This window comes from Nocardioides sp. FY1077 (assembly GCF_058681775.1).
This window is the reverse complement of the sequence record NZ_JBZWDB010000003.1, coordinates 861,215-877,093: the sequence shown is the minus strand read 5'-3', so window position 1 is coordinate 877,093 and position 15,879 is coordinate 861,215. Positions and strand designations below refer to the sequence as shown.

At 69.0% G+C, this 15,879-nt stretch carries 15 protein-coding genes; 7 read left to right on the top strand and 8 right to left on the bottom strand.

The window, feature by feature from the left end; all coding sequences use genetic code 11:
• Positions 1-95: 95 nt before the first annotated feature.
• Complete coding sequence (locus AC4OR8_RS13730; protein WP_492166122.1) at positions 96-926, bottom strand: formate/nitrite transporter family protein; 831 nt, start codon at positions 924-926, stop codon at positions 96-98.
• Between the two features lie 203 nt (positions 927-1,129).
• On the opposite strand from AC4OR8_RS13730, the gene AC4OR8_RS13725 reads away from it, so the two are divergent.
• Positions 1,130-3,511: an FdhF/YdeP family oxidoreductase gene (locus AC4OR8_RS13725; RefSeq protein WP_492166121.1), complete on the top strand. Its 2,382-nt coding sequence runs from the start codon at positions 1,130-1,132 to the stop codon at positions 3,509-3,511.
• 91 nt (positions 3,512-3,602) lie between these two features.
• Here AC4OR8_RS13725 and AC4OR8_RS13720 read toward each other — a convergent pair whose 3' ends face one another.
• From AC4OR8_RS13720 to AC4OR8_RS13710, 3 genes are read right to left on the bottom strand one after another with little or no spacing between them, the layout of a single operon-like run.
• On the bottom strand, positions 3,603-5,129 hold the full coding sequence (locus AC4OR8_RS13720) for an acyl-CoA synthetase (protein WP_492166120.1): 1,527 nt from the start codon (positions 5,127-5,129) through the stop codon (positions 3,603-3,605).
• 4 nt (positions 5,130-5,133) lie between these two features.
• The gene (locus AC4OR8_RS13715; protein WP_492166119.1) at positions 5,134-6,267 is read right to left on the bottom strand and encodes a DUF5938 domain-containing protein; all 1,134 of its coding nucleotides are present in this window, start codon (positions 6,265-6,267) and stop codon (positions 5,134-5,136) included.
• 2 nt (positions 6,268-6,269) lie between these two features.
• Positions 6,270-7,064: an SDR family NAD(P)-dependent oxidoreductase gene (locus AC4OR8_RS13710; RefSeq protein WP_492166118.1), complete on the bottom strand. Its 795-nt coding sequence runs from the start codon at positions 7,062-7,064 to the stop codon at positions 6,270-6,272.
• A 122-nt stretch (positions 7,065-7,186) separates the two neighbouring features.
• Between AC4OR8_RS13710 and AC4OR8_RS13705 the strand changes: the two genes are divergently transcribed.
• Positions 7,187-7,849 carry a TetR/AcrR family transcriptional regulator gene (locus AC4OR8_RS13705; protein ID WP_492166117.1) on the top strand — a complete coding sequence of 221 codons (663 nt, stop codon included), beginning with the start codon at positions 7,187-7,189 and terminating at the stop codon, positions 7,847-7,849.
• Here AC4OR8_RS13705 and AC4OR8_RS13700 read toward each other — a convergent pair.
• Both AC4OR8_RS13700 and AC4OR8_RS13695 read right to left on the bottom strand, forming a co-directional pair.
• Complete coding sequence (locus AC4OR8_RS13700) at positions 7,815-8,210, bottom strand: PPOX class F420-dependent oxidoreductase (protein ID WP_492166116.1); 396 nt, start codon at positions 8,208-8,210, stop codon at positions 7,815-7,817. The genes AC4OR8_RS13705 and AC4OR8_RS13700 overlap by 35 nt on opposite strands.
• Positions 8,207-8,845 (bottom strand): TetR/AcrR family transcriptional regulator, encoded by a 639-nt coding sequence (locus tag AC4OR8_RS13695; RefSeq protein WP_492166115.1) that lies wholly within the window; start codon positions 8,843-8,845, stop codon positions 8,207-8,209. The genes AC4OR8_RS13700 and AC4OR8_RS13695 overlap by 4 nt, the downstream gene beginning before the upstream one ends.
• Positions 8,846-8,917: 72 nt before the next feature.
• On the opposite strand from AC4OR8_RS13695, the gene AC4OR8_RS13690 reads away from it, so the two are divergent.
• Both AC4OR8_RS13690 and AC4OR8_RS13685 read left to right on the top strand, forming a co-directional pair.
• Positions 8,918-10,090 carry an epoxide hydrolase family protein gene (locus AC4OR8_RS13690; protein WP_492166114.1) on the top strand — a complete coding sequence of 391 codons (1,173 nt, stop codon included), beginning with the start codon at positions 8,918-8,920 and terminating at the stop codon, positions 10,088-10,090.
• Positions 10,091-10,216: 126 nt separating this feature from the next.
• A complete protein-coding gene (locus AC4OR8_RS13685; protein WP_492166113.1) occupies positions 10,217-10,462 on the top strand; it encodes a hypothetical protein in 246 nt (81 codons plus the stop codon).
• A gap of 255 nt (positions 10,463-10,717) precedes the next feature.
• Here AC4OR8_RS13685 and AC4OR8_RS13680 read toward each other — a convergent pair whose 3' ends face one another.
• Complete coding sequence (locus AC4OR8_RS13680) at positions 10,718-11,713, bottom strand: alpha/beta hydrolase (protein ID WP_492166112.1); 996 nt, start codon at positions 11,711-11,713, stop codon at positions 10,718-10,720.
• On the opposite strand from AC4OR8_RS13680, the gene AC4OR8_RS13675 reads away from it, so the two are divergent.
• Positions 11,707-12,264 (top strand): TetR/AcrR family transcriptional regulator, encoded by a 558-nt coding sequence (locus AC4OR8_RS13675; protein ID WP_492166111.1) that lies wholly within the window; start codon positions 11,707-11,709, stop codon positions 12,262-12,264. The two genes, AC4OR8_RS13680 and AC4OR8_RS13675, sit on opposite strands and share 7 nt — an antisense overlap.
• Before the next feature lie 107 nt (positions 12,265-12,371).
• Here the strand turns inward: AC4OR8_RS13675 and AC4OR8_RS13670 are convergent, their stop codons facing one another.
• The gene (locus tag AC4OR8_RS13670) at positions 12,372-12,971 is read right to left on the bottom strand and encodes an MmyB family transcriptional regulator (protein ID WP_492166110.1); all 600 of its coding nucleotides are present in this window, start codon (positions 12,969-12,971) and stop codon (positions 12,372-12,374) included.
• Here AC4OR8_RS13670 and AC4OR8_RS13665 point away from each other — a divergent pair.
• Both AC4OR8_RS13665 and AC4OR8_RS13660 read left to right on the top strand, forming a co-directional pair.
• Positions 12,961-13,593 (top strand): HsdM family class I SAM-dependent methyltransferase, encoded by a 633-nt coding sequence (locus tag AC4OR8_RS13665; protein ID WP_492166109.1) that lies wholly within the window; start codon positions 12,961-12,963, stop codon positions 13,591-13,593. The genes AC4OR8_RS13670 and AC4OR8_RS13665 overlap by 11 nt on opposite strands.
• Positions 13,594-13,663: 70 nt before the next feature.
• Entirely contained in the window at positions 13,664-15,874 is a 2,211-nt protein-coding gene (locus AC4OR8_RS13660) for a protein kinase domain-containing protein (RefSeq protein WP_492166108.1), read from the top strand.
• The last annotated feature ends 5 nt before the right edge of the window (positions 15,875-15,879 follow it).

Here is a 15,879-nt window from a genome sequence, read left to right as displayed (position 1 = left end):
GGGCGCCCGGGGCGCTCGGAGACGACCCGCGCGCAGCGGGCGGCCGCCATCCCGTCAACCGGCCAGGAGCGGACCCGTGTCCGGAGCCGCGGTGATCACCGGCCCGGGGCGTCAGCGTCCGACGGCGACGGGGAGTCCTCGGGTTGGTCCTTGAGGAACAGGTACCAGTAGGAGGTCGCCACGAAGACCACGGCGCCCACGAGGTTGCCAGCACCAGCGAGGAGCCAGTTCCGGACCACGTCGTCCCAGCCGATGCCCGGGACGCCGTGGAACATCGCCGCGGGGAGGAAGAACATGTTGGCGACCACGTGGTCGAAACCCATCGCCACGAACGCCATGACCGGGAAGAAGATGGCGAGGATCTTGCCCGAGACCGAGGTCGCGGCCAGCGACATCCACACGGCGAGGCAGACGAGCCAGTTGCAGCCGACCCCGCGGAGGAACGTCTCCCACGCGGTGTGACCTGTGGCCTTGTCCCGGGCGATCGACGCGAGCCGGTCGTAGGTCATGGCCGCAGTGGTTCCCTCGTCTGCGTCGGGACCGCCGATCACCCCGGTCTGGACAGCGAGGAAGAAGGCGACGAACACGGCGCCCACCAGGTTGCCCAGGAGCACCAGCAGCAGGCTGCGGGCGGCGGCGCCCACCTCGATCTTGCCGTGCATGGCGCTGAGCGGAACCAGCATCATGTTGCCGGTGGCCAGGTCCGATCCTGCGATCAGGACGAGGACCAGGCCCAGGGTGAACGCCGCTCCGGTGACCAGGGTCGGCAGCGTTCCCCAGATTTCGGGGTCGAGACCGGAGGAGGTCGTGATGGCGACCAGACCGCCGAAGGCGATGTAGGCGCCGGCCAGGAACGAGCTGAGGAGGACACGGTCCCAGGTGCGACCCGCCTTCTTCGTTCCGGCCGAGACTGCTGCCTCTGCCATCTGTCTCGGCTCTCGAGCGCTCATGGTGACCTCCTGGGTCGTCGGCCTGCGGGGTACCCGACAACAGCGTCCGTGAACACCGTCCACGAACACCGGGTTGTCCGCTGTCTCGCCGCAGGTCGCACCGGGTGAGGGGGTTCCGGTGGTCGCGGGCGCGTGGGGGGTGGCCCGGTGGGTACCGAGCGGCGACGAGAGGTGTGTTCATGAGCCGTACGGGACCGCAGCACGACATCGACGAGTCCGAGCTGTCGGTGAGCCCACCCAAGGACCACGCAGCGGGCCCGACCGCGGTGGCGGTCAGCATGAAGCGCGCTGTCGAGGGCATGGGGGTGCGCCGCACGGCGCAGACGCTCCTCAAGCTCAACCAGGCGGACGGGTTCGACTGCCAGGGTTGCGCGTGGCCGGATCCCGCGCCCGAGCACCGACACACCGCGGAGTTCTGCGAGAACGGTGTCAAGGCGGTCACCGACGAGGTGGTCCAGCGCCAGGCGGGCCGCGAGTTCTTCGCCGCGCACCCGATCGAGGAGCTCCACGGCCGCACCGACTACTGGCTGGGGCAGCAGGGTCGCATCACCGAGCCGATGGTGCTGCGCGCCGGCGGCACGCACTACGAGCCCATCTCCTGGGACGACGCGTTCGCGCTCATCGCGAAGCACCTCAACGGCCTCGACTCGCCGGACGAGGCCGTGTTCTACACCTCGGGCAAGGTCTCCAACGAGGCGGCGTTCGTGTTCCAGCTCTTCGTGCGTGCCTTCGGCACCAACAACCTGCCCGACTGCTCCAACATGTGCCACGAGTCGACCTCCGTCGGGCTCGCGGAGGTGATCGGCATCGGGAAGGCCTCGGTCACCCTCGACGACGTGCACGGGGCCGAGCTGATCGTCATCGCTGGACAGAACCCGGGCACCAACCACCCCCGGATGCTCAGCGCGCTCGAGATCGCCAAGAGCAACGGCGCCAAGATCATCGACATCAACCCGCTCAAGGAGGCGGGCCTGGTCCGGTTCAAGAACCCCCAGCACGCCAAGGGCATGATCGGTCACGGGACCGCGATGGCCGACCTCCACCTGCCGGTGCGCATCAACGGCGACCTGGCCCTGTTCCAGGCCATCGCGTCGCTGCTGCTCGAGTGGGGTGCCCTGGACCACGACTTCATCGAGCAGCACACCTACGGGTTCGAGGACTACGCCCAGCATCTGCGCGCCCTCGACTGGGACGTCGTGCTCGCCTCGACAGGGTTGTCACGCGCCCAGATCGAGGACGCAGCCCGGATGGTCGCGGCCTCGCGCAAGACGGTCTACTGCTGGGCGATGGGGGTCGTCCAGCACCAGAACGGGGTCGCGAACGTCAAGGAGATCTCCAACCTCGCGTTCCTCCAGGGCAACATCGGCAAGCCCGGCGCCGGGCTGTTCCCCGTGCGCGGCCACTCCAACGTGCAGGGCGACCGCACCATGGGGATCTGGGAGCGACCACCCGTCTACTTCCTCGACGCGCTGCGCGACGAGTTCGGCTTCGAGCCGCCCCGCGAGCACGGCTACGACTCCGTGGCCGCGGTGAAGGCGTTCCGCGACGGGCGGGCGAAGGTGTTCTTCGGGCTGGGCGGCAACTTCGTGGCGGCCATGTCGGACACGACGGTGACGGAGGACGCCTTGCGGAAGGCAGACCTCACCGTGCAGGTCTCGACCAAACCGAACCGGTCCCACGTCGTGCACGGCGGCGAGGCCCTGATCCTGCCGCCGCTGGGCCGCAGCGAGAAGGACCTGACCGGTGGACGCCCGCAGCGCGTCACCGTCGAGGACTCGGTCTGCGCGGTCCACGCCTCGCAGGGCCCGCTGGAGCCGGCGTCGGACCAGCTCCGCTCCGAGGTCGACATCGTCTGCACGATGGCGCTGGCCACCCTGGGCGACCGCCACGACATCTCGTGGGAGGACTTCCGTCGCGACTACGGCCAGATCCGCCGGCGGATCGGCCGCGTGGTGCCCGGCTGCGCCGGCTACGAGGAGAAGATCGACCAACCGGGCGGGTTCGTCCTCCCGCACCCACCGCGTGACACCCGCACCTTCCAGACCGACCACGACCGCGCCGTCTTCACGGTCAGCCCGACCGAGGTCCTGCACGTGCCCGAGGGCCGGCTGCTGCTGCAGACGATGCGCTCCCACGACCAGTTCAACACCGTGATCTACGGCCTCGACGACCGCTACCGCGGGATCAAGGACGGTCGGCAGGTGGTGCTCGTGAACCCGCGCGACATCGAGGCCCAGGGGCTTCGCGACGGCCAGCACGTCGACATCGTCAGCGAGTGGGAAGACGGCTCGACCCGCCGGGTGAGCCGGTTCCGCATCGTCTCCTACGACACACCCCGGGGCTGCGCCGCGGCGTACTACCCCGAGACCAATGCGCTGGTCTCGCTGGACGCCAAGGCGATCGGCAGCAACCAGCCGGCGTACAAGTCGATCCTGGTGCGACTGGAGCCCTCGGTCCCCGACGAGCCCGCGAGGGGGCGGCCCGAGGGCGTCACCACGGACGAGTCGCCGGACGCCGGCGAGGAACCCAAGCGCTACGTGGAGCCGACCCAGCTGAGCTGACGGGGCCGTCGGTCCTGCACGGACGCCCTCGTCGGTCCGGGGGAGCAGTGGTGGTGGGTCCCAGCCGTCGCTGCCGCGAGGGAGCGGCCCCTCAGGCTCGCAGTCGAGCCTTGATGTCGGTCTTGAGGACCTTGCCGACCTTGGACCGCGGCAGGTCCTCCCAGACCTCGACCTGCTTGGGGGACTTGACGCTGCCGATGCGCGCCTTGACGAAGGCCGTCAGCTCCTCCGGGTCGATGACGGCCCCGCCCCGTGCCTGCACGACCGCGACGACCCGCTCGCCCCACGTGTCGTCGGGCAGCCCCACGACGGCGCAGTCCTGCACGTCGGGGTGGGCCATCACGGCCTGCTCGACCTCGGTCGAGTAGACGTTGAACCCGCCGGTGATGACCATGTCCTTCGCCCGGTCGACGATGAACAGGTAGCCGTCGGTGTCGAGGTAGCCGATGTCGCCGGTGTGGTGCCAGCCGTGCGCCGAGGCCTCCGCGGTCGCGGCGGGGTCGTCCAGGTAGCCCGCCATCACCAGCGACGAGCGGACGACGATCTCGCCCCGCTCGCCGGTCGGCAGCAGGCTCCCGTCCTCGGCCATGACGGAGACCGTCACCAGCGGAGCCGGTCGCCCCGCTGACGACAGCCGTTCGAGGGCGATGCTCCCGTCGGCGCGGAAGTGCTCGCGGGGGGAGAGCGTCGAGATCATCATCGGCGCCTCGGTCTGGCCGAAGAGCTGCGCCATCACCGGCCCGATGCGGGTGAGCGCCTCCGCCAACCGGACCGCGGACATCGGTGCGGCGCCGTACCAGAGGCACTGCAACGAGGTGAGGTCGGTGCTCGCGAGCCGGTCGTGGGCGAGCACCATGTAGATCAGCGTCGGCGGCAGGAACGTGTGGGTGACGCGGTGGCGCTCGACGTGGTCGAGGAAGCCGCCCACGTCGGGGGTGCGCATCACCACGATCTCGCCACCTCGAGCCAGCACGGGGAAGCAGAGCACGCCGGCGGCGTGCGTCAGCGGCGCGAGCGCGAGGTAGACGGGCCGCCCCTCCCACGGGTAGCTCATCAACGTGATGGCGCTCATCGTCTCGAGGTTGCGCCGGGTGAGGACGACCCCCTTCGGCCGCCCCGTGGTGCCGCCGGTGCCGACCACCATCGCCACGTCGTCGACAGGGACCGGGTCCGGCCCGGGCGCGCCGCCGGCGAGGAACTCCACCCACCCCAGGGCGAAGTCGACGGCACCGTCGAGGCACACCAGGGTCGTCAGCGCGGGGAGGTCGCGGCGGATCGCGTCGACCAGGGGGGCGAACGCCGCCTGGAAGACCAGGGTGGTGCAGCCGAGGAGCGCGAGCAGGTCACGGTTCTCGGCCGCCTCGTTGCGAGGGTTGACCGGGCACCACACCGCACCGGCGCGGCTGATGCCGAGGACGGTGGTGAACGCCACCGGGTCGTTGGCGGAGAGCACGGCGACCCGGTCGCCCGGCGCGACCCCCCGGGCGACGAGGGCCGCCGAGATGCGGGAGCTCAGCTCCCGCACCTCGGCGTAGGAGCTCGAGACGCCGTCGGTGGTGAGGCAGGGTGCGTCCGGCCCGGTCGACCAGCCCTTGTCGAGGTAGTCGACGAGCCGCACCGGGTCAGCCCTCGACCGTGAGGACGGGCTCGGAGACCAGGCCGAACGCGCGCATGACGCCGAGCAGCTCGCGGTGGCCGAACGCCTGGCACCCCGAGGCGAAGCCGACCCGCCGCGGCGGTTGCTGCAGCAGGGAGTAGGCGGCGTACGCCTGGAGCAGGCCCGTCTGCTTGTAGTTCTGGTTGCCGTGGATCACGCAGTGAGCGCGGCCGAGCGGTCCCGAGGCGTGCACCGAGTCAAGCGACTTGTTCAGGCGGGGGTTCTCGCGTGGCGGCATGGTGTTCATGACCTGGGCGGCGGTGGCCGCGAGCGCGGCGTACTTCTCGTCGGGGCCCATGTCCTTCGTGGCCTCGACAGCGGCCGCCACGATCTGCGGCACGCCGAGCATCAGCGCGCGGTTGAAGACGCCGCCCAGCGCCTTCACGTTGGCGACCCGGGGGTCGCGGCGGTACCAGACCGGGTGGGACGTGCCACCCCACGGCAGCGCCAGGCCGAGCTCGTGCTGGCCCGGGATCACCAGCTGGGTGTGACCGCCCTCGGGGTCGAACGGGACGTAGGCGTTCTGCTCGAGGTAGTGCGCCCCGGACAGGGCTGCGTTGAAGAGGATCGTCTGCGTCGAGGCGATCGTCGGGCTGCCGCCCCAGAACACCGCGATGTCGAGGGTGTCGAGGCCGGGCTTCTCGAGGGCGACCTCGGCGGCGATCTCACCGGTGGTGTACATCTGCGCGACCCCGGGCGCGAGGAGGAGCCCGGCGGCGGCGAAGCGCGCGCCGTACTGCTCGTCGCAGGTGATCAACCAGTCCTGCTCGCCGGTGGTGTCGGTGTAGTGGGCGCCGACGGCCAGGCACGCCTCGACCACCTCCGGCCCCCACTTGCTGAACGGCCCGACCGTGTTGAGCACGACCTGCGCACCGGTGAACAGCTCGGTGAGCGCGTCGACGTCGTGGCCGACCTCGACGACCTCGTAGTCGGCGGTCTCGATGCCGGCGACGCTCGTCTCCATGGACGCCGTGAGCCTGCCGGCGTCGCGGCCGGCGGCGGTGAAGGGGACGCCGTACTCGCGCAGGTACTCGCAGATGAGGCGGCCTGTGTACCCGGAGGCGCCGTAGACGACGACGGGCTTGGTGGAGGTCGGCATGCTCACATCCCCATTCCGCCGTCGACCGACAGGCCGGTGCCGGTGACGAAGCGGGCGGCGTCGGAGGCCAGGAAGACCACGGCGTCGGCCATGTCGTCCACCGCTCCGAGCCGGCCGAGCGGGGTCTGCTCGATCACCGCGCCGACGGCGGCGTCGGGCGACTCGAACAGGCCGAGCGCGGCCATGTCGACCGCGAGGCCGGTGCCCATGGCCGTGGGGACGAGCCCGGGGTAGACGCAGTTGACGCGGACGCCGTAGCCGAGCTTGCCGGCCTCCATGGCCGCCACCCGGGTCAGCCGGTCGACGGCCGACTTGGTGGCGGAGTAGATCGGGATGCCCGGGAAGGCGATGGTCGCGGCGACCGAGGAGATGTTGACGATGCTGCCACCGTTGCCGGCCGCGCCGCCGGGGCGCATGGTGCGCAGGCCGTGCTTGATGCCGAGCGCGGTGCCGAGGACGTTGACGTCGAGCATGGCGCGGATGTCGGCGGGCTCGACGTCGGCCATCAGGCTGCTGATCTCGACGCCGGCGTTGTTGACCAGCACGTCGAGGCGGCCGGTGCGCTCGACAGCGGCACCGACCGCGGCCTCCCACGAGGCCTCGTCGGTGACGTCGAGGTGGACGGCGGAGTGGGCCTCGCCGAGCGCCCCGGCGACCGTGCCGGCCAGCTCGTCCTGCAGGTCGGCGATCACGACGGTGGCTCCGGCGGCGGCCAGCGCCTGCGCCATCCCCTCGCCGAGGCCTTGGGCTCCGCCCGTCACCAGGGCGGTGCGTCCGGTCAGGTCGTGCACGGTCATGGAGGGCTCCTGGGGGTGGTCGATGTGGACTGGGTCACAACGTAGCCCCCGTGTCTGGACGACTGTCAAGACTTTCCTTGTCGCCTGTCCAGAGATCTCCCGGCCTGTGTCACCATGACGGCATGCCCGACACCAGGGAGGAGCGGCGCGCTCCCGCCGACAAGCACGACGCCCGCCGCAACCAGCTCGCGGAGTCGGCCCTGCAGACCCTCGGCGAGCTCGGCTACGCCAGGGCGAGCCTTCGCGAGATCGCCAACAACTCCGAGTTCAGCCATGGCGTCGTCCACTACTACTTCCGCGACAAGCTCGAGCTGATCGTCTACTGCGTGCGCTACTACAAGGCCCGGTGCGTGACCCGCTACGACGCCGTCGTCGACGACTCCACCACCCCCGACGGCCTGCTCCACGCGTTCGCCGCCACGCTCGTCGAGACCCTGTGCGACGAGGCCCCCATGCACCGCCTCTGGTACGACCTGCGCACCCAGAGCATGTTCGAGGACGGGCTGCGCGACGCGGTCACCCTCATCGACGCGACGCTCCAGGACATGATCTGGCGGGTCGTCACCCGGTACTCCGAGCTCGCCGGCAGGCCCGTCGTCCTCACTCCGGCGGCGGCGTACGGCGTGCTCGACGGGGTGTTCCAGCAGGCCCTGCTGGCCCACCAGGCCGCCGACCCGACCGCAGCCGCCCGGGTGCTGGCGGACCTGGACGCCGAGGTCCACACCCTGGTGCCGTTGATGCTCGCGCAGCTCAGCCCCGGGGGGAGTGGATCGACTCGGGGCTGATGGTGACGACGAGGCGCTGTCCGGAACCGCCGAAGCCGGGGTAGGGCCGGCCGAGGTAGCGGCGGGACAGCGTGTCGATGTGGGTGTCGGCGCCGTCGGTGGTGGTGGCGGTGACCCGGCCCCGCACGGACCAGTAGCGGGCCGGCGCGTCGGGGTCGGCGACGGCGACGGCGACGCGCGGGTCGCGGGCGATGTTGCGCGCCTTCTGGTGGGTGGTGACGGTGTTGACGACGAGGTGGTGGCCGTCGGTGTCGACCCAGGTCTCGGTCAGCTGGGGCGAGCCGTCGGGCATCAGCGTGGTCACGAAGCAGAGGGCCCGGCCGCGCGCCAGCTCGACCAGGTCAGGGGGGAGAGCGATCACAAGTGCTCCTCGGTCGGGGGTGTGACGTACAGGTGGTCGATGGTGTGCTCGTCGGGGAGCGGCTCGCGGTGCTCGGCGGTGCGCACGCCGGCGAGGGCGGTGGTGAGGGCGCGGCGCCACAGGTCGTCGTCGCTGCCGCGCGTGGCGTCCATGACCGCGCCGACCATGAGGTGGATCAGGGCGAAGTCCTTGGCGGTGGTGGTCGCGGGCAGCCGGCCCTCGCGCTGGGACCGCTCGACGAGCGCGGAGACCAGGGGCGTGATCCGGGTCCGGGCGCGTTCGACGAGGTGCGCCGCCTGGCCGCCACCGCGCAGCAGCTCGCCGAGGCCGCGGTTCTCGGCCTCGAGCTCGAACTGGCGGGTCATGAACCAGGTGAGCGCCGCCGAGGCGTCGGACTGGGCGCACGCGTCCTCGGCCAGCGCGACGACGGTGTCGACGTGTGCGGCGAAGAGGGCGTCGAGCAGGTCGTCGCGGTCGGGGAAGCGCCGGTAGACGGTGCCCATGCCCATGCCGGCCGCCCGGGCGATCTGCTCGTAGGTCACCCCGAGCCCGTCGCGCGCCATCAGCTCGTGGGCGCTCTCGAGGAGGTGGCGGCGGTTGCGCTCGGCGTCGCGGCGCAGGGGGCGTTCGGTCACCGGGGCAACCTAGCAACCGGAAGACGCGCTCTCAAGTTGAACGATGCTTCCATTTCTGCCTAGGGTCGAGGCATGCTCCCCTCACCCACGTCGCCCGACGTCGTGCGCTACCCGATCCACGTCCCCGCGGACGAGCTGGACGACCTCGCCCGGCGCCTGCAGGACACCCGGTGGCCCAGCCCCGAGACCGCGCAGGACCAGGGCCCGGCACTGGAGCACCTGCGCGACCTGTGCGCCTACTGGGCCGACGGCTACGACTGGCGGCGCTGCGAGCGGTTCATCAACGACACCGGGTCGTTCCAGACCTCCCTCGACGGCATCGACGTGCACTTCCTGCACGTCCGCTCGGCCGAGGCCGGGGCGATGCCCCTGCTGCTGTGCCACGGGTGGCCGGGGTCGGTCCTGGAGTTCGCCCACCTCGTCGGGCCCCTCACCGATCCGGTGGCGCACGGCGGGCGCGCCGAGGACGCCTTCGACGTGGTGATCCCGTCGATGCCCGGCTTCGGCTTCTCCGGCCAGCCGACCTCGGTCGGCTGGGGCCCGCAGCGCATCGCAGCAGCCTGGATCGAGCTGATGGGGCGGCTGGGCTACGAGCGGTGGGTCGCCCAGGGCGGTGACTGGGGGTCCGCCGTCGTCGAGGCCATCAGCCGGCAGGCGCCCGCCGGGTTCGCCGGGATGCACGTCAACCTGCCCATGGTCTTCCCGACGCCGGAGGAGGCGGCTGACGCGACGCCCGAGGAGCAGCAGATGATGGCCCGGGCACAGCACTACCAGACCGCCCTGGCCGGCTACGCCGGCGAGATGGCGACGCGACCCCAGACCATCGGCTACTCCCTGGCCGACTCGCCGGTCGGGCTCGCCGCATGGATCTCGACGCTCTTCCAGGACGTCTCGGGCACCGAGGTCGACCGTGACGACGTCCTCGACGACGTGATGCTCTACTGGCTCCCCAACGCCGGCGCCTCCTCGGCGCGGCTGTACTGGGAAGCCGCCCGCGAGACGCAGCAGCCCCCGGTCCCGAACCCCACGCCGGCCGGCTTCAGCATCTTCCCCGGCGAGGCGGTCCAGGCCTCACGGCGGTGGATCGAGCGGCGCTACCCGAACGTCCTGCACTACCGACAGCTCGACCGCGGCGGTCACTTCGCCGCACTCGAGCAGCCCGAGCTCCTCACGGCGGAGATCCGGACCACGTTCCGCACGCTGCGGCTCGCCGACCCCGCCGAGGGCGAGAGCCCCGAGGGGTGAGTGGTCCGAGCGGCCTCGGGCAGTGACGGGGGGCCACGGCGTCGAGCGCATCGCGTCGAGGTCCGCAGCCCTGGCGGCTCGACGCGCCGCATGGTCTGATGAGGCACCCGAGCCCCAGGAGCACCCGTGAACGCCTTCACCGCTGTCGTCGTCGTTCTCGCCGTTGCTGTCGCGGTCTACGTCGTCGTCGACCTGGTCCGCTCGCGGCGCCTGAAGCGGTCGCTCGCCGCCGGCGGCAACGACACCGGGCTCGGGGTCTCTGCCAGCGAGCGGGCGGGCGCCCGGGCGTCCCGTGCCGCGCACGCCGGGCACCTCAGCAGGGCCAAGCACCACCCCGCCACGATGGAGAGCGGTTCCGCCTCGCCCTTCTAGGCTCGAGGGTGGCCGGCGGCAGCCGTCGTCGCGGCCGGCCCGAGAGGCCCTGGCCACGTGCTCGGGGCATCGCCCACAGCAGCTCCCCGCCCTCGACGACGAGAGCCGGGGCGCCGTCCGTGCAGGTCAGACGGCGGCGGGGAACGCCGCGCCGCTGCTGGCGGGGCAGCGGTCGCCGTAGGTTCTCCGCCAGGTGCTGCTGGTGGTCCTCGGCCGAGCAGACCTGCGACGGCCAACGGGGACTGGTGGAACCGGTCATGCTGCGCGGCGCAACGGGACGTGCGTCCGCAGGAACGTGATCTGGTCAGCGATGACGCGCTCGAAGTCGCCGCCGGTGTAGATGTCGAAGTGTCCGGCGTCGTAGCGGCGGACCTCTCCCTTGGGTGCCTTGGCGGCGTGCCGCAGGGTGGCCGGTGCGGGTGCGACGGCGTCGCGGTCGCAGACGCAGAACAGCGCGGGCTTGGTGAGGTCCCTGGCTCGGCGCCCAGGTCTGGCGAGGGGCACTGCCAGGCCGATGCGGGCCGGGACCCGAGACCTGTACTCGGCCTCGGTGAGGCCAGACGCCTCGAGCAGCTCGAGAACCCCTGCGGACACGTCGTCGGCGCTCATCAAGCCGACGTCGCCCGGGCGGGCGGCGACCGGCACCCGGACGGGTCCGCGTCCGGCCGCGGCAGCGAGAAGGTCGTGGATCGCTGCGCCGGTCAGGCGAGCAGCCGCTCTCAGCGGAATCCGTCTCAGCGAGGCGAAGCCGTCGGTGAAGGGGCACTGCGCGATCGACGCCGCGATGGAGGGGTCGTCGGCGGCCGTGACGATGGCGTGGCCGCCACCGAACGACGTGCCCCAGGCCACGACGGATTGCGGGTCCACCTCGGGCAGGGTGCGCACGAACGCCACCGCTGACCGCCAGTCCTCGCGCTGACGGCGAATGCTCAGGAGCTCCCTCGGCTCGCCGCTGCTCTCACCGAAGTGGCGGTAGTCGAAGACCAGGCAGGCGTACCCCTCGGCTCGGAACTGCTCGGCGAACGCGGCCAGACGCATCTCCTTGATGGCCCCCAGGCCGTGACCCATCACGAGCACAGGGGCCGGCGTGGCTTCCGTCGCGTTCTCGGGCAGGTACAGCCAGGCGTGGCACAGGTCCTCACCGGAGGGGAAGAACAGTGCTCGACGGTCACTCACGGCGGCCTCCTCTTGATTGACGTGCAAGAGATGTTGGCACCGCTCTTGAATGGGTGTCAAGATGAGGTGTGCCACGCAACCGCCACGACCAGACCAAGCAGGCCAAGCGCGACGAGATCCTCGCCGCCGCCAGCTCGTTGTTCCTCTCCGCGGGCTACGACGGGGCCTCGATGGGCAAAATCGCCGCTGCTGCGGGCCTGACGCCGAACACCCTGTACTGGTACTTCGGTGACAAGGACGAGCTGTTCGTCGCCGTCGCCGACCTGTACCTGGACCTGCTCCTGCAGCAGCATGGCAAGGTCGTCGGGCAACCCCTGACGACGCAGCTCGTGTGGCTCGTCGACCACTTGAGGCCCGTGCGACACCTGGTCGCCACGGTGCACGCCCGCGTGGCACGGTCGCCGCGGATCGCGGAGTGGCACTCCGACTTCCACCAGAAGGTCGAGGACCTCTTCGAGGCGCAGCTGACCCTCGGGCTCTCGGGGCCTCGACGCGACGCCGAGGCCGCGGTCGTGACCTTCGCCATCGAGGGAGCCGTCACCCACGACCTCGACGCGGTGGCGACCGCGGACCTGTGCCACTCCCTGGTGCAGCGCCTCGAGGGGCTCCAGCAGGCCCCCGGGTGATCGTCAGGCGGTGGCCGGGAACGCTGCGCCGGTGCTGGGGTGGCAGTGGTAGCCGCAGGGGCTCCTCGCCAGGTAGTGCTGGCACCTCTCGACGTGGTGGCTGAGCGTCAGCTGTCCGTCGCAGCTCGCGCTGGTGCTGCCCAGGACGCGAGCAGGTGAAGTCGTTCGGCGGACGGGGAGCCGGGTTCAGCGGTGTAGATGAAGAGCACCAGCCCGGGTCCGGCGGTGACGGCCAGCTCCTCGTAGGCAAGCGTGAGCTCGCCGACCACGGGGTGGCGGAAACGCTTGGTGCCCGTGCCGTGGCTGCGGACGTTGTGGTCGGCCCAGAGCCGGCGGAAGGTCTCGCTGTGGGTGGACAGCTCACCGACCAGGTCCTGGAGCCCGCGATCGTGGGGGTCACGGCCGGCATCGGTGCGCATGATGCCCACGCACATCTCGGCGAACAGGTCCCAGTCGGGGTAGAAGTCTCGGGATGCGGGGTCGAGGAACTGGAACCTCGCCAGGTTCGGCAGCCGCCCGCCGTCGCCGATCACCGGCGAGTAGAAGGCACGGCCGAGGCTGTTGGTGGCGAGGATGTCCTGGTGGGGGTCCCGGACGAGGGCGACGCCGTCCTTGATGGCCTCGAGCGTCCAGTGCAGGCTGGGTCGTGAGGCGGCCCTGCTCGGCGCACGGCGGCGTGAGCGGCCCGATGTGGGGATGCCGCTCAACTTCGTGCAGCACATCGCGACGATCCCCGACACACACGGGCGGGCAGCCGTGGTGCTGCCCGACAACGTGCTCTTCGAGGGCGGCGCCGGCGAGGTGCTGCGCAAGCGGCTGCTGAAAGAGTTCGACCTGCACACGATGCTGCGGCTCCCGACTGGCACCTTCTACGCCCAGGGCGTCAAGGCCAACGTGCTCTTCTTCGACCGCAAGCCCGCATCAGCCGACGGCCGGCCGTGGACCGAGAAGCTCTGGGTTTACGACCTGCGCACCAACAAGCACTTCACGCTCAAGCAGAACCCCCTGCGACGGGCCCACCTCGACGACTTCGTGACGTCGTACGCTGTTGGGAGGCTGCGGTCGGAGCGCGAGGAGTCGGAGCGGTTCAAGGCGTTCGCCTACGACGAGCTCGTCGCCCGCGACAAGACCAACCTCGACATCATCTGGCTGCGCGACGAGTCCCTTGAGGACACGGACAACCTCCCGGCCCCCGAGGTGATCGCCCGCGAGATCGTCGAGGACCTCACCGCCGCCGTCGCGGAGTTCGAGGTGGTCGCCGCGGCGCTCGAGCTCGCGGCGGATAAGCGGGAGACAAGTAACGCCAACCACGCGCCGAGGAGCACCTAGATTCCGAACGCCCCGGGCGGGTCGGTCTCTAGACTGCAACCATCACTAACTGCCGACCATTAGGAGCAAAATGAAGAAGTTCGCTGTGGTTGTCGGTATCGATGCCTATTCCGAGAGGCCCCTCCAGTATTGCGCAGCGGATGCTGAGGCGATCTCTAATGTACTGCAGATGCCCGAGTACGCTTTTGACGTTGTTACCATTCTGGACGCCGACGCGACGCGGAGTCAGGTGATTGCCGCGCTTCGCGAGGCGGCGGAGTATGGTCCCGATCAATTTCTCTTCTATTTTTCTGGCCATGGTGCCGTGACGAACTTCGGTGGATACTTGGTCTGCTCAGATTCCACTCAAGATAACGAAGGCATTGAACTGTCTGTCCTCGCTCAATACTTAGAAACAATATCTCGTGCGTCGAAGCAGGTCATCTCGATCTTGGATTGTTGTCACGCCGGTGCGGCATTTCCGTGGAGTACGGGATTTATGAACGGTGCGGATGTGGAATTCGGCCTATCTGCAGTCACTGACTCGAGAGTCATTCTTGCCGCCTGCCGCGCCAACGAGTTGGCGCGCGAGCGGGAATTTATGGGCCACGGGATATTTACTCGCTTCCTACTTGAGGGCCTCACCTCGGGGGCCGTTGATTTTAGCGGGAATGTCACCATTGGTTCGTTATACGAGTACGTAGCGCCGAGAGTGGAAGCAGAAGTCCTCGAACAGCGAACCATCCTGCGCGGCGACGTTGGCGGGAGGGTCGTGATCGGGACGGGCTTCCCGCCGCGGTTCGGCGCACCCCTTACCGACGCAGTCCAAACTCAAGTAGTAGGCGAAGGGAATCAACTACTGGCCGAGTATGGCCGCCTAGTTGCATCTGCCCAGCACCGCTGGCGCGAGTCCGGCCATCGCGAGGCGGCACAGCAGATGACGACCATCGCCCGTTGGTTCGAAACGCAGTTGCGTTCCAAGCCGGAGTTGAAGAACTCGGTTGAATTCAAGAATGCCGTGGCGCAGGTCCAGAGCAGAATCTCACAACTCGGAAGCGTCGATCAGCAAACGATCGTCGCTAGAGGTGTCCTCAAGCAGAAGTTGGGATCTGGGGGATTCGGCACAGTATGGAGGGTAGATGACGAAGGCGGGAACAAGGTCGCCTTAAAGCTGTTCCATCCAGCTGACTTTAGTGAATCGGACAAGCTGGACCTCTTCTCTCGAGGGTATCGAGCGATGGCGAAACTGGATCATCCGCGAGTTGTGAGCGTTTACGAATACACCACCGCGCCCATTGGGTTCTACATGGACTTCATCGATGGGCCGAACTTTCGTCAGGTCGCGGAACTGGTATCAGACCCTGGCGATCTTTTGCGACTGCTTATGCTCGCAGGTGAAACCATTCAGCACGCGCACGGCCGAGGGGTTGTGCACCGCGACATTAAACCTGAAAACATCTTGCTCTCTTACGACGCAGAAAATGATCGGTGGTTACCTCATCTAACTGACTTTGACCTAGCCTGGTTCTCAACGGCTACATCGGTAACACAAAAGTCGTTCGGGAATCTCTATTACGCGGCGCCTGAACAGTTGGCCAAACCCCATTCCAATGCAGCGCGAGCGAAGGCCGTCGATATCTATGCCTTTGGGCAGTTGGCATTCTTTGCCTTCACGGGCTCAAATCCGACCCCGTTCTCACTCGACTCGAACGTTGGAGTCCTCCGTGAAAGGATCAGTTCGTGGATCTCGGCCGACGCGGCACAAGAAGTGGTCTCCTGGTACTGCGCATGTGTGAGTGATGACCCAGATGGGCGTCCGGCGGAGTTCGCCGACCTTATTCCAGGCCTTGCTCGCGCGGAGGTGGCGATCCGATCTGTCGATACGGACGCCGTCCTGGATGCGGACACCTTCGTCAGAGAAATCGCGTTTGGCCTCAGCGGCTTTGGGGCCGTTGACGTGGCCCAAGGGCAAAGCATTTGCAGCCTTAGTGGTCGGACTCAAATGGAGTTCCACCTGGCAGCTGGCGGGAGCCTGGGAGGTGTCGCGCTCAGCAACCTAGAGGTTGTGCTCTGGCTGGACTCTCTCGAGATTGAGGGTCAGTCGACGGATCGGGCGCAGGCCCTCCTGCTGCGGCGAGTCAACTTGGTGATCGATTCACAGCCAAACGTCGTAAGGAGGAGCAAACGCGGACTGGGCTCCTTTGCCGTCGAACTTACATTCACCGGACTCGGTCGCACCCACGATGATGTGCTGGCTGTTCGAGACACGTTGAGCCGTGTCATCGACGCGATCGAGCGATAGCTGGC

Bases quoted from the DNA above. Each gene is read 5' to 3' on its own strand.
- AC4OR8_RS13730 (WP_492166122.1), bottom strand. From the start codon at position 926: ATGGCAGAGGCAGCAGTCTCGGCCGGAACGAAGAAGGCGGGTCGCACC.
- AC4OR8_RS13725 (WP_492166121.1), top strand. From the start codon at position 1,130: ATGAGCCGTACGGGACCGCAGCACGACATCGACGAGTCCGAGCTGTCG.
- AC4OR8_RS13715 (WP_492166119.1), bottom strand. From the start codon at position 6,267: ATGCCGACCTCCACCAAGCCCGTCGTCGTCTACGGCGCCTCCGGGTAC.
- AC4OR8_RS13710 (WP_492166118.1), bottom strand. From the start codon at position 7,064: ATGACCGTGCACGACCTGACCGGACGCACCGCCCTGGTGACGGGCGGA.
- AC4OR8_RS13705 (WP_492166117.1), top strand. From the start codon at position 7,187: ATGCCCGACACCAGGGAGGAGCGGCGCGCTCCCGCCGACAAGCACGAC.
- AC4OR8_RS13690 (WP_492166114.1), top strand. From the start codon at position 8,918: ATGCTCCCCTCACCCACGTCGCCCGACGTCGTGCGCTACCCGATCCAC.
- AC4OR8_RS13665 (WP_492166109.1), top strand. From the start codon at position 12,961: ATGCCGCTCAACTTCGTGCAGCACATCGCGACGATCCCCGACACACAC.
- AC4OR8_RS13660 (WP_492166108.1), top strand. From the start codon at position 13,664: ATGAAGAAGTTCGCTGTGGTTGTCGGTATCGATGCCTATTCCGAGAGG.